Origin of the sequence: Streptomyces chisholmiae (assembly GCF_031845445.1) — a bacterium.
GTDB classification, from domain to species: domain Bacteria; phylum Actinomycetota; class Actinomycetes; order Streptomycetales; family Streptomycetaceae; genus Streptomyces; species Streptomyces chisholmiae.
On record NZ_JAVREO010000015.1, the window covers coordinates 28,645 to 42,470 of the forward strand.

Here is a 13,826-nt window from a genome sequence, read left to right on the forward strand (position 1 = left end):
GGGTGCGCCGCCCGCCAGTCGGCGAACGCCTCGCCGTGCAGCGCCTCGCCGGCCACCAGCAGCATCCCGGTCGGGGAGACGGCCGCCGGCAGGGCCTGGAGGAGGGGCAGGTGGGAAGGGGTCACCTTCATCAGGGTGGGCGGGCCGCCGTCGCCGACGCCGGCCAGCGCGGGCGGCTCGTCCAGCGCGGCCAGGCACACCGCGCCGCCCGAGACGAGGGGCGTGAGCAGGGCCGTGACCGTCATGTCGAACGCGAGCGAGGAGGACACCAGGGTCCAGCCGCCGATCGGGCCCGCGTAGGCCCGCCTGGCGTGCGTCAGGTAGGCGGCCAGCGCGCCTCGCGGGGTGATGACGCCCTTGGGGCGGCCGGTGGAGCCGGAGGTGTAGATCAGGTAGGCGACGCCGGCCGGGTTGGCCGGCGCGGGCGGCGCGTCGGGGGCCGGCGGTCCGGCGGCCAGCGCGGCCGTGGTCGCCGGGTCGTCCAGCACGACCGGGGTGCCGCCCCGGCCGAGCCGGGTGAGCCGCTCGGCCTGGGCGGTGACCGTCAGGGTGGCCACGGGGCGGGCGTCGCCGAGCACCAGGCCGACCCGCGCGTCCGGGTGGTCGATGTCCACCGGCACATAGCCGGCGCCGGCCCTGAGCACCGCGAGGAAGCCGACCACGGCGTCGACCGAGCGCGGCAGCAGCACGCCGACCAGGGTCTCGGGGCCGACGCCCAGGCCCGTCAGCAGCCGGGCCAGCCGGCCCACCCGGTCATGCAACTCGGCGTAGGTGAGCCGCTGTTCGCCGCAGACCACGGCCAGCGCCGTGGGCGTCTCGCGGGCCTGTCCGGCGAACAGGTCGCCGAGGTCGCCGACCGGCGAGGGCGGGACGGTGGCGCCGGCCCACTCCACCAGCAGGCGGCGCCGCTCGGCCGGGGCCAGCGGGCTGAGGGCGCCGACCGGCGTGCCCGCGTCGTCGGCGTCGTCGGCGTCGGCGGCGGCGAACCGGCCGAGCAGGTCGAGGAAGCCGGCGGCGCAGCGTTCCAGGGCGTCCGGCGGCCAGGCCGCCGGCTGGTACTTGAAGGTGACGCCCAGCCGTTCGCCGGGGACGACGACCAGGCCCATCGGGTAGTGCGAGGCGCTGGTGCCGGTCACCTCGCCCAGCCGCAGGTCGAGTTCGGCGAGCCGCCGGTCCAGCGCGGCGCCGTTGACCGGGTAGTTCTCGAAGGTGACGGCGGTGTCGAAGAGGGTGGGGTGGCCGGTTCGGCGTTGGAGGTCGGCGAGCCGGGTGTGCTGGTGGTCCAGCAGCGCCGACTGTTCGGCGTGCAGCCGGACGGCCAGCTCGCGGAGGGACTCGGCGGGGTCGAGGCGGACCCGGACCGGGACGGTGTTGATGAAGAGGCCGACCATGGTCTCCACCCCGGTCAGCTCGGGTGGCCGGCCCGAGACGGTGGCGCCGAAGACCACGTCGGCGCGGCCGGTCAGCGCGGACAGGGTCAGCGCCCAGGCGGCCCGCACCAGGGTGTTGAGGGTGACGCCCCACTCCCTGGCCCGGGTCTCCAGCGCGCCGGTGGTCGCCGCGTCCAGCAGGGTGGTGCGCTGCTCGGGAACGGCCACCTCGGTGGCGCCCTGCGCGACCAGGGTGGGCTCGACGTCCGCGAGCGCCTCGTCCCAGGCGGTCTCGGCGGCGCCGGCCGGCCGGTTCCCCAGCCACCCGAGGTAGTCGCGGTAGGGGCGGGCCGGGGCCGGGTCGTCACCCGCGTACCGGGCCAGCACCTCGCCGAGGACCAGCGGCAACGACCAGCCGTCCCACAGGATGTGATGGCTGCTCAGCAGGAACCGGTGCCGGCGCGGGGCGAGTCGGACGAGTGTGCCGCGCAGCAGCGGGGGCCGGCCGAGGTCGAACCTGGCCCGTTGGTCGGCCTCGACCAGCCGGTCGGTCTCGGCCTCGGCCGCCTCGGGCGTCAGGCCGGACAGGTCGATCACCCGCCAGGGCAGTTCGGCGGCGCGGGGCACCAGCGCGGCCCACTGGCCGGAGTCCCGCATCCGGAAGCCGGCCCGCAGGTTGGCGTGCCGGGCCAGCACGCCGACCACGGCGGCGCGCAGCGCCTCGTGGTCCACCGGGCCGGTCAGGTCGAAGCGGACCTGGTTGGTGTAGACGTCGGGCGCGGCCTCGTCGTACAGGCTGTGGAAGAGCAGCCCTTCCTGGAGGGGGGAGAGCGGCAGCACGTCCTCGATCCAGGGGCGGCCGTCCTCCCAGGCGTCCAACTCGGCCTGGCTGGCGTCGGGCAGGGCCACGTCGCCCGGGGTGACGCCGCCGGCGTCGGGGCGGTCGGCGTAGCCGGCGAGACCGTTGAGGGCCGCGACGAACAGCCGGGTGAGGGCCTCGGCCTCGGGGGTGGGCAGCGCGTTGCCGTTCCAGATCAGGTGCACCGTGAGGGCGAGCCCGGCGGGGGTCTCCTCGGCGACGGCGGTCAGCTCCAGGTGGTGGGCGAGCGGCGCGTCCGGGCCCTGCCCGGCGATGCCGGCCTGGACGGGGGCCCAGGCGGCGGCGTCCGGTGCCTCCTGGCGGGTGGAGTCGAAGCGGCCCAGGTAGTTGAAGCCGATCTCCGGGGTGGGCAGCGGGGCGAGCCGGGCGCGGCCCTCCGGGTCGTGGTAACGGAGCAGGCCGTAGCCGAGGCCGTCACCCGGCGCCTGGCGCAGCTGCTCCTTGACCCGCTTGACGACCCCGCCCAGCGCGGGCGCGCCCGCCCGGACGTCGTCCCAGGGCACCGTGCCGGGGCTCACCCGCACCGGGTACACACTGGTGAACCAGCCGACGGTGCGGGAGAGTTCGGCACCGGGTACGGCGTCCTCGGCGCGGCCGTGGCCCTCCAGGTCAAGCACCACGGACTCGGGTACCTCGACGCCGCGTTCGGCGCACCAGCGTTGGACGGCGAGCCCGAAGCCGGCGAGCAGCACCTCGTCCACCCGGGCCCGGAACAGGCCGGGCAGCCGGGTCAGCACCGCCTCGGTCACCTTGACCGGCACCGGGACGGCGAGGCTGCCGGCGGTGGCGTGGGTGTCGGCCGGGGTCAGCGGCTGCCCGTCGGCGAGGAGCGGCCGGCCGGCGTCGGCGACCGACGCCCACCAGTCCAGCTCCGGGCGCCGGGAGGCGGCCGAGTCGACCAGCCGCCGGGACCACCAGCGGAGCGAGGAACCGACGGCGCCCAGGGCGTCCGGGCCACTCCGGCCGGCCCGGACGGCCGCGTGGGCCTGCGCCAGGTCGGGCAGCAGCACCCGCCAGGACACCCCGTCCACCACCAGGTGGTGCGCCACCCACACCAGCAGGCCGGGCGTCTCGGGGCCCCGGTCCAGCCAGGCCATGCCCCAGACCTGGCCGGCGCGCGGGTCCAGCGCGTCCCGCAGCCGGACCGCCTCCGTCCCGGCGCGTTCGGTCAGCTGCTCGTCGGTCAGCGCGGCCGCGTCCACCCGGGAGATCCGGTCGGCCACCGGCACCGAGCCGGCCGGGCCCACCTCGGCGCCCCAGCCGCCGGCGCCGTCGGTGAGCCGCCAGCGCAGCGCGTCGTGCCGGTCCACCAACAGGCCGACGGTGGCGTGCAGTTCGTCCCGGGTCAGGCCAGCGGGGGCGCGGACCGTCTGGGACTGGTTGACGGAGTCGAAGCCGCCGCGTTCCACCAGCCAGCGGCCGACCGGCAGCAGCGGCAGGGGGCCGGCGCCCTCGGCGTCACCGAAGCCGCCGCCGGCGTCAACGGGCTTGAGCGCCCTGGCCAGTTCGGCGGCGGTCTTCAGCTTGAAGACGTCCCGGACCGACATCCGCCAGCCGGCGCGCCGGGCGCGGCTGACCAGCTGGATGGAGAGGATGCTGTCGCCGCCGAGGTCGAAGAAGCCGGCGTCGACGGGGACTTCGGGCAGGCCGAGCACCTCGGCGAAGAGGCCGCAGAGGAACTCCTCGGCCGGGTTCGCCGGCGCCCGGCCGGCGGCGGCCGGCGCGGCGAGGCCGGGGGCCGGCAGCGCCGCCTGGTCCACCTTGCCGTTGACGGTCAGCGGCAGCGCCGGCAGCGGGACGACGGCGGACGGCACGAGGTACTCGGGAAGCGCCTGTTGGAGGCTCTCGACCAGCCGCGCGACGTCCAGGCCGGCGCCGCTGCCTGCCTCGGTGCCCTCGCCGGCGCGGGCGCCCCGGCCGGCTCCGGCTTCGGAGCCGGCACCGGCTTCGGGGCCGGTTTCGGGGCCGGCCGGCACCGCGTAGGCGACCAGCCGGCGGTCGCCCGGCTGGTCCTCGCGGATCACGGCGACGGCCTGCCCGACCCCGTCCAGGGCGGCCAGCGCGGCCGCCACCTCGCCCAACTCGATCCGGAAACCGCGCAGTTTGACCTGGTCGTCGGCGCGGCCGGCGAACTCGAGCTGGCCGTCCGCCCGCCACCGCACCAGGTCGCCGGTGCGGTACATCCGGGCGCCCGGCTCGGTCGCGAACGGGTCGGCGACGAACCGGCCCGCGGTCAGCCCGGGTTGGCCCCAGTAACCGCGCGCCAGCCCGGCGCCGGTCACGTACAGCTCGCCCAGCACCCCGGTCGGCACCGGCCGCAGCCCGTCGTCCAGCACGTAGACCCGGGCGTTGGCGACCGGCCTGCCGATCGGCGGGGTGCCGGCGCCCGGGGTCAGCGGCTCCGTCATGGTGGCGCAGACCGTCGTCTCGGTGGGGCCGTAGGCGTTGAACAGGGCGCGCCCCGCGGTGGCCCAGCGGTCCACCAGGTCGGGCGGGCACGCCTCGCCGGCGAGGACCAGGGTGAACGGGCGCGGGAAGGTGGCCGCGTCCAGGTTGCCGACCAGGGCGGGCGGCAGGGTGGCGTGGGTGACGCCGTGGTCGGTGAGGGCGCGGGCCAGGCCGTCGTGCCAGGTGTCGGTGCCGTCGTCCACGACGAGGGCGGCGCCGGAGAGCAGCGCCATGCACAGCTCCCACCAGGAGGCGTCGAAGCCCGGCGAGGCGAACTGGAGGACCCGGCTGTCGCCGGTCAGGCCGAGCCGGTGGCGCTGGGTGTGGGCGAGGCTGGCGACGCCGGCGTGGGTGACCAGCACGCCCTTGGGGGTGCCGGTGGAGCCGGAGGTGTAGATCAGGTAGGCGCCGCGCCCGGCGGTGCCCGGCCGGCCGGCGGGCTGGCTGGTGGGCCGGTCGGCGAGCGAGGCGCGGGTCTCCTCGGCGTCCAACACGACGCGGTGCGCGTCGAGTTCGGCCGGCAGTCGGGCTTCCAGGCGGGCGCTGGTGAGGACGGCGCTGGCGGCGCAGTCCCGGAGGATGAAGGCGATTCGGTCCGGCGGGTAGTTCGGGTCGACGGGAACGTAGACGCCGCCGGCCTGTTGCACGGCGAGGGCGGCGACGGCGAGGTCGAGGGAACGGGGCAGCAGCACGACGACCCGGCCCTCGGCCGGCAGCCCGACGGCTCGCAGATGGTGGGCCAACTGGTTGGCCCGGCCGTCGAGTTCGGCGTAGCTGAGCTGGCGGTCGGCGCCGATCAGGGCCGGCGCCCCGGGGGCCTGCCGGACGCGTTCGGCGAACAGCTCGGGGAAGGTGCGGGCCGGGCCGGTGTCCACGGCGCTGGCCCGCCGGCCGGCCAGCAGGCGGGCCCGTTCCTCGTCGGTGAGCAGGTCGAGGGCGCGGACCGGCGTGTCGGGCCGCCGGGTGACGGCGGCCAGCAGCTGGCGGAGCCGGGCGGTGAGGGCCTCGGCGGTGGTCCGGTCGAAGAGGTCGGTGCGGTAGATGAGGTCGCCGTCGAGGCCGGCGGGGGCGCCGTCGGCGGGGCCGCGCGGGGCCAGGGTCCAGGCCAGGTCGAACTGGGCGAGGTCGACGTCCACCGGTTCGACGGTGCCGGCGCCGGCGCCGAGGGACGCCAGGGCGGTGCGGGCGCTGTCCTGGTGGACGCTGTTGAAGGCGAGCCACACCTGGAAGAGCGGGTGCCGGGCCAGCGAGCGGGCCGGGTTGACGACCTCGACGAGGCGCTCGAAGGGCACGTCCTGGTGGCTGTAGGCGTCCAGGTTGGTGCGGCGGACCCGGGCGAGCAGCTCGGTGAAGGTGGGGTCGCCGGACAGGTCGGTGCGCAGCACCAGGGTGTTGAGGAAGAGGCCGACCAGGTCCTCGGTGGCCTCGTCGGTGCGGCCCGCGATGGGCGAGCCGAGGGCGATGTCGTCGCCGCCGCCGAGCCGGGAGAGCAGGGTGGCCAGCGCGGCCTGCACCACCATGAACGCGCTGACCGCGTGCCGAGCGGCCAACTCGTTGACGCGGCCGTGCAGTTCGGCGTCGATGGTGAACCGGACGCGGCCGCCGTCCTGGCCGGCCCTGGCCGGTCGGGGCCGGTCGGTGGGCAGCGGCAACGCGTCGGGCAGGCCGGCGAGTTGGCGTTGCCAGTAGGCGACCTGGCGGGAGAGCGGGCTGTCCGGGTCGTCCTCGCTGCCGAGGGCGTCCCGCTGCCAGAGCGTGTAGTCGGCGTACTGCACGGGCAGCGGCGCCCAGTCCGGCTCGTGGCCGGCGGCGCGGGCGGTGTAGGCGCGGGCCAGGTCGCGGGCCAGCGGGGCCAGCGAGAGTCCGTCGCCGGCGATGTGGTGCATGACCAGCACCAGCGTCGAGGCCGGCGTCTCGGTGCCGGCCCCGGCCTGGTCGGTGTGGAACAGCCAGGCCCGCAGGGGCAGTTCGGTGGCCAGGTCGAAGGGCTGCCGGGCGGCGTCGCGGGCCAGCGCGGCGGCCTCGGCGGCCGGCACGGTGGCCACCGTCAGCTCCGGCTGGGCCTTCTCGGCGGGCAGCACGACCTGCCGGGCGCCCCGCTGGTCCTCGGCGAAGACGGTGCGCAGCGCCTCGTGCCGGCCGACCACGTCGGTCAGGGCGCGCCGGAGCGCCTCGGCGTCGAGCCGGCCGGGGAGCCGCAGCGCGAGCGGGATGTTGTAGGTGGCGGCGGGGCCTTCCAGGGTGTGCTGGAACCACAGCCGCTGCTGGGCGTGCGAGACAGGCACCCGGTCCGGTCGCGGGTCGCGGGGGGCGAGGCGGGGGCGGCCGGCCGTGGCGGAGTCGAGGCGGGCGGCGATGCCGGCCACGGTGGGCGCCTCGAAGACGTCGCGGACGGCGAGTTCGACGCCGAGGGAGGTGCGGACCCGGGAGGCGAGCCGGGAGGCGAGCAGTGAGTGGCCCCCGAGGTCGAAGAAGCCGGCGTCCACCGAGACCTCGCGCAGGCCGAGCACCTCGGCGAACAGGCCGCAGAGCACCTCCTCGACGGGGGTGCGGGGGGCGCGGCCGCCGGTGGCGGCCGGGTCGTGGTCGGGGGCCGGCAGCGCGCGCCGGTCCAGCTTGCCGTTGACGGTCAGCGGCAGCTCGGGAAGCGGGACGACGGCGGACGGCACCATGTAGTCGGGGAGTTGGGCCCGCAGGGCGGCCAGCACGGCGGCGGTGTCCAGGCCGGCGCCGGCCTCGGCCGGTACCGCGTAGGCGACCAGCCGCCGGTCGCCCGGCTGGTCCTCGCGGATCAGCACCCGGGCGTGGGCGATGGTGTCGAGGCGGGTGACGGCGGTCTCGATCTCGCCCAACTCGATCCGGAAGCCCCGGAGTTTGACCTGGTCGTCGGCGCGGCCGACGAACTCCAGCCGGCCGTCGGCCCGCCAGCGCACCAGGTCGCCGGTACGGTACATCCGCCGCCCGGCGTCGGCGGGGAACGGGCAGGCCACGAACCGGCCCGCGGTCAGGCCCGGCTGCCCCCAGTAGCCGCGAGCCAGCCCGGTACCGGCGAGGTACAACTCCCCCACCACACCGACCGGCACCGGCCGCAACCGCCCGTCCAGCACATAGGCCCGGGTGTTGTCCAACGGCCCGCCGATCGGCACCGGGCCGGACAACTCCACGTCCCCCGGCACGGGGTAGCTGGTGGCGAAGGTGGTGGTCTCGGTCGGCCCGTAGACGTCGAAGAGCCGCAGGCCCGGGCAGACCCGGGCCACCCGGGCGAACGCGGCGGCCGAGACCGCCTCGCCACCGGTCCACAACTCGCGCAGGCCGCGCAGCCGTTCGGGCGCCTCCTCGGCCATCAGGTGGAACAGCGCGGTGGTCATGAAGACGGCGGTGACGCCGTGGCGTTCGATCGCCCGGCCCAGCACGGTGACATCCACGTCGCCTGGCGGGGCGATGACGATCCGGCCGCCGGCCAGCAGCGGCACCCAGGTCTCGAACGTCGAGGCGTCGAAGGACTGCGGCGAGTGCAACAGGACCCGCTCGTGGGAGCCACCGAGCCAGGCCCGGTCCGCCGCGAGGTCCAACACGTTCCGCTGGGTGACCGCCACCCCCTTCGGGGTGCCCGTCGAACCCGAGGTGTACATCACATAGGCCAGACGATCGGCGACCACCGGCCCGGAGTCAGCGACGGGTTCCCCGACAGGTGCGTCGGCGTCCACGGACGCCTCCGGAGGGACCACGACCAGACCGAGAGCGGCCAGACCCACCGCACCCTCACCCTCCGACACCGCAACCCGGGCCCCGGTGTCCGCCACGATGAACCGCAGCCGCTCAACCGGCAGACCCGCCGAGACCGGCACATACACCCCACCCGCCTTCACCACCGCCAGCACCGCCACCACCGCGTCCACCCCACGCGGCAGCACCACCAGCACGGGGGTCTCGGCGCGCACGCCCCTGGCGGTCAGCGCCCGGGCGAGCCGCTCGGCGCGGCCGTTCAACTCGGCGTAGGAGACCTGCTCCGCGCCGCTGACCACGGCGACGGCGGACGGCCGTTCGGCGACCCGGCGGGCGAACAGCGCGGCCAGCGAGTGCTCGGGCACCGCCGTCGTGGTGCGGTTCCACTCCTCGACGACCAGGGCGCGTTCCTCGGCGGCGAGCACGTCGAGGTCGCCGACGGCGGCGTCGGGGGTGGCGGTCACCGCGTGCAGCAGCCGGACGAAGCGGGCGCCGACGGCCCGCGCGGTCTCCGGGTGGTAGAGGTCGGCGGCGTACTCCAGGGTGCCGTCGAAGCCGGCGCGGTCGGCCAGCTCGCCGCGCGGCACCACGGACCAGGACAGGTCGAACTTGGCGCGGTCCAGGACGGTTTCCTCGAACGCGACCCGGGCACCGGGGAAGCCGGCGAGCGTCTCCTGGGTGAGGTGCCGCTCGGTGCTGTGGAAGCTGAGGGTGACCTGGGTGAGCGGGTGGCGCGCCGGCGCGCGGGGCGGGTCCAGCGCCTCGACGAGGCGTTCGAACGGCACGTCCTGGTGGGCGTGGGCGTCCAGGTCGGTGCGGCGGACCCGGCCGAGGAGTTCGGCGAAGGTCGGGTCCCCGGACAGGTCGGTGCGCAGCACCAGCAGGTTGACGAAGAAGCCGACCAGGTCCTCCGTCGCCTCGTCGGTGCGGCCCGCGATGGGCGAACCGATCGGGATGTCCTCGCCGCCGCCGAGCCGGGACAGCAGCACGGCCAGCGCGGCCCGCACCACCATGAACGTGGTCACCCCGTGCCGGGCCGCCAACTCGGCTATCCGGCCGTGCAGTTCGGCGTCGATGGTGAAGGGGACCGTGCCACCCCGGTGGGACGGGCGCAGCGGCCGGGGCCGGTCGGTGCGGATCGGCAACTCGTCTGGCAAATCGGCGAGTTGCTCGGTCCAGTAGGCGATCTGCCGGGAGATGACGCTGTCCGGGTCGTCCTCGCCGCCCAGCAGCTCCCGCTGCCAGAGCGTGTAGTCCACATAACTCACCGGGAGCGCCGGCCAGTCGGGGGCGTGCCCGGCGGCGCGGGCGGTGTAGGCCCGGGTCAGGTCGCGGACCAGCGGCCCGGACGACCAGCCGTCGCCGGCGATGTGGTGCACCACCAGCACCAGCGTGGCCTCGCCCTCGACCAGTTCGGCGTCCGGCGGCTGGTCCGTCGGCTCGGCGGTCGGCTTCGTGGTGTGGAACAGCCAGGCGCGCAGCGGCGGTTCGGTGGCGAGGTCGAAGGCGTGCTGAGCCGCCGCGCGCACCCGGGCGCCGACGTCGTCCTGGTCGACGGCCCGGACGGTCAGCTCGGGGCGGGCCCGCTCGACCGGCAGCACCAGCTGCCAGGTGCCGTCCGGGTCCTCGGCGAAGACGGTACGCAGCGCCTCGTGCCGCTCGACCACGTCGGCGAGCGCCAGGCGCAGCGCGCCGACATCCAACGAGCCGGTCACCCGCAGCGTCGCCGCCGCGTTGTAGGTGGCGCTCGGGCCCTCCAACTGGTGGAGGAACCACAGGCGTTGCTGGGCGAAGGACATCGGGGCGCGGGCCGGCCTGGCGGCGGCGCCGGTGAGCCGGGCGCGGCCGGGCGCGCCGGCGGCCAGCAGCTCGGCGACGCCCGCCACGGTGGGCGCCGCGAAGAAGTCCCGCACGGACAGCTGGACGCCGAGCGCCGCGTGCACCCGGGACAGCAGCCGGGTCGCGGTCAGCGAGTGGCCGCCGAGGTCGAAGAAGCCGGCGTCCACGGAGATCCCGGGCAGGCCGAGCACCTCGGCGAACAGCCCGCACAGCAGCTCCTCGACCGGGGTGCGGGCCGCGCGGCCGCTGTCCTGCCCGGTGAAGTCCGGGGCCGGCAGCGCGCGTTGGTCGAGCTTGCCGTTGACGGTCAGCGGCAGCTCGGGGAGCGTCACCACGGCGGCCGGCACCAGGTACTCGGGCAGCGCCGAGCGCAGCCGGGCCAGCAGCTCGGCGACGCGCACCCCGCGCGCCGGGTCGGCCGGCACCACGTAGGCCACCAGCCGTTGGTCGCCCGGCCGGTCCTCGCGGGCGACGGCCGCCGCCGCGCCGACCCCGGCCAAACCGGCCAGCACGGACTCGATCTCGCCCAACTCGATCCGGTGGCCGCGGATCTTCACCTGGTCGTCGGCCCGGCCGAGGTACTCAAGGCGGCCGTCGGCCCGGCGCCGCGCCAGGTCCCCGGTGCGGTACATCCGGGCGCCCGGCGGGCCGAACGGATCGGCGACGAACCGCTCGGCGGTCAGCCCGGGGCGCTCCCAGTAGCCGCGGGCCAGCCCCGCGCCCGCGACGTACAGCTCGCCCGGCGCGCCGGCCGGGACCGGCCGCAGCCAGTCGTCCAGCACGCAGATCCGGGCCCCCGGCACCGGGTGGCCGACGGGCACCGCGCCGGTCGGGGGCGCGTCGTCGGGCGACAGCGCGTGGACGGCGCAGCCCACGGTCGCCTCGGTCGGCCCGTACTCGTTGAGCACCGTGGCCCGCGGCAGCGCGCGCCGCACCTCGGCGACCAGCGCGCCGGTCAACTGCTCTCCGCCGATGACGAGTTGATCGATCGGCGGCAGCGGGCCCGGGGCGCTGAGCAGCGCCGCCAGGTGGCTGGGGGTGGCCTTCACCAGCACCGGCCGGTCGTCGCCTGCCAGCACCCCCGGCTCGCTCCAGTCGGCCACCCAGACCTGGCCGCCGGCGGTCAGCGGCGCCAGCAGCGCGGTGACGGTCAGGTCGAAGGCGAGCGAGGAGTGCAGCCAGGACCGGTCGGCGGTCCGCCGGTAGGCGCGCCGCGCGTGGCCCAGGTAGCCGGCCAGCGCGGCGCGCGGCACGACGACGCCCTTGGGCCGGCCGGTCGAGCCGGAGGTGTACATGACGTAGGCCGGGTGTTCGACGCCGAGCGCCGGGTCGGCCGGCAACGGCCCGTCGTCGGCGGCCGCGACGGCGGCCCGGACCGCCGGGTCGTCCAGGGCGAGGACGGTGGCGCCGGCGCGGGCGATCCGGGCCGCCTCGGCGCGGGTGGTCAGGGTGAGCACCGGGCGGGCGTCGCCCAGCAGGTAGCCGATCCGCTCGTCCGGGTAGGCCAGGTCCACCGGGACGTAGCCGGCGCCCGCCCGGATCGCGGCCAGCAGCGCGACGACGGCGTCGACCGAGCGGGGCAGGGCCACCCCGACCAGCCGCTCTGGTCCGGCGCCCCGCGCCCGCAACAGCCGGGCCAGCCGGTTGGCGCTGGCGTCCAACTCCCGGTAGCTGATCCGGCGCTGGCCGTGCACCACGGCGGTGGCGTCCGGGGTGGCGCGGGCCTGGGCGGTGAACAGGCCGGTCAACTCAGGCGTGGCGGGCGTGGCGGGCGTGGCCGGTCCTGGCGACGGCGGACGCCAGTCCGCCAGCGCGGCCGCCCGCTCCCCCGCGGTGAGCACCTCGACGTCCCGCACCGGCGCCTCTGGGCGGGCCAGCAGCTCGTCCAACACCCGTGCGAGCCGGGCGAGTTCGGCGTCAATGCGGGCAGCGGTGTAGCGGTCGGGGTTGGCCTCGAAGGTGATCCGGACGCCGTCGGCACCGTCCGGGGTGCCCCGCACGTTGATCGACAGGTCGCGGACCGGGCCGGTGGAGAGCAGGGTGGCCGCCGCGACCGCGTCACCGAAGTCCAGGTCGAGGTCGAAGGACATGATGTTGACCGAGACCCGGGCCGGCGCCGGGCCCGACTGGCCGGCGGCGCGCCGGAGTTCCTCGCCGCGCGGGCGCTGGTGCCGGGTGGCCCGGCCGACCCGGCGGGTGACGTCGTCGAGCAGCTCGGCGAACGGGGTGTCCGGCGCGGCCGGCAGCCGCAGCGGCAGCTCGTTGGAGAGGGTGGCCGGGGTGGCCAGCGCGGCGGGCGTGGCACGCCCGCTGACCGGCAGGCCCACCACCACCTCGGCGCCGGTCAGGCCGCGCAGCAGGACGGTGACCGCGCCGAGCGCCACCATCGGCCAGCGGGTCCCCCGCTGCTCGGCGAGCCGCCGCAGCCCCTCGACCTGGGCGGGGCGCAGCCGCAGGGTGCGCCGCAGCCGGCGGCCGGCCGGGACGGCGGCCGGGTGGCCGGAGAGGGTGCTGGCGGCACCGGTGTGGCTGGCCGACTCGGCCCGCCAGTAGGCGTGGTCCCTGGTGTGGGCGGCGGAACCGGCGTAGGCCGCCTCCTCGTCGAGGAGGCGGGCCAGCGGCGCGGCGTGCCCGGCGGGCGGCCGCTCGCCGGCGGCCAGGGCGCGGTAGACGGCGGCGATCCGCCGCAGGTGCAGCGTCTGGCCGAAGCCGTCCAGGCTGATGTGGTGGTACCGGAAGTAGAGCAGGGTCCGGTCCGCGGCGAGGCGGAACGCGATGTGCCGGCAGCCGCCGGTCGCGCCGAGGTCGACGGGGGTGCCCACGTCGGTCTCCATCCGGGCCCGCGCGGCGGCCTCGGCGGCGGCGCCCCGGTCGGTGAGGTCGACCAGCTCCCAGACGGTGTCGGCGGCGGCCGGCTCGACGTACTGCCGGGGGCCGTCCGGGGTCCCGACGTAGCGGGTGCGCAGCGCCTCGTGTTCCCCGACCGCGCGCAGCACCGCGTCCCGCAGCAGGGCCAGGTCGAGCCCGCCCCGGATGTCCAGGTAGGTACCGCAGTTGAAGGCGGCGGACCGCGGGTCGAGCTGCTGGGCGAGCCAGATCTCGAACTGGGCGGCCAGGACGGGCAGTCGCGTGCGCTGGGGCTCGGTCATGGTCAGTCCACGCTCTCTCGCGGTGGTGCGGGTGTCCGGGGAAGCGGTCCGACGCCGGGCGCCGGGGGCGGCGCCGGGCGTGGCGTGCGGCGGGGCGCGCCCGGGGCGGTGCCGGCCGGGAGGTGACTAGCCGGCGGCGGGGCCGGCCTGCTCGCGCAGCGCCTCGCTGAGCGCGTCGATGGTGGGGTGGTCCCAGAGCAGGGTCAGCTCGACCGGGATGCCCAGGTGGTCCTCGATGTCGCCGCAGACAGCGAGGCCGGAGACGGAGTCGAGGCCGTAGTCGGCGAGCGGGACGTCGCCGCGGATCTCGGCGGCGGGACGCCGGACGTAGGAGGCGACCTGCTGGGTCAGCCAGTCGCGCAGGGTGGCGCTCTCCGGAGCGGAAGTCATCAGCGGTTCCTCGGGTTCCTCGGG

The 13,826-nt window shown here is 76.8% G+C and carries 2 protein-coding genes (1 of these 2 running past the window's edge); both read right to left on the minus strand.

From position 1 onward, the window contains the following. A protein-coding gene (locus RM844_RS22880; protein ID WP_311669227.1) for a non-ribosomal peptide synthetase crosses the window boundary here: on the minus strand, positions 1-13,412 show its 5' portion. It extends 2,440 nt beyond the left edge of the window; only the first 13,412 of its 15,852 coding nucleotides appear in the window; its start codon is at positions 13,410-13,412; its stop codon lies beyond the left edge, outside the window. Between the two features lie 126 nt (positions 13,413-13,538). Continuing rightward, positions 13,539-13,802: an acyl carrier protein gene (locus RM844_RS22885; RefSeq protein ID WP_311669228.1), complete on the minus strand. Its 264-nt coding sequence runs from the start codon at positions 13,800-13,802 to the stop codon at positions 13,539-13,541. Positions 13,803-13,826: the final 24 nt, after the last annotated feature.

What these genes read in the sequence shown, in the direction of transcription:
- RM844_RS22885 (WP_311669228.1), bottom strand. Translation starts at nt 13,802, where the DNA reads ATGACTTCCGCTCCGGAGAGCGCCACCCTGCGCGACTGGCTGACCCAG.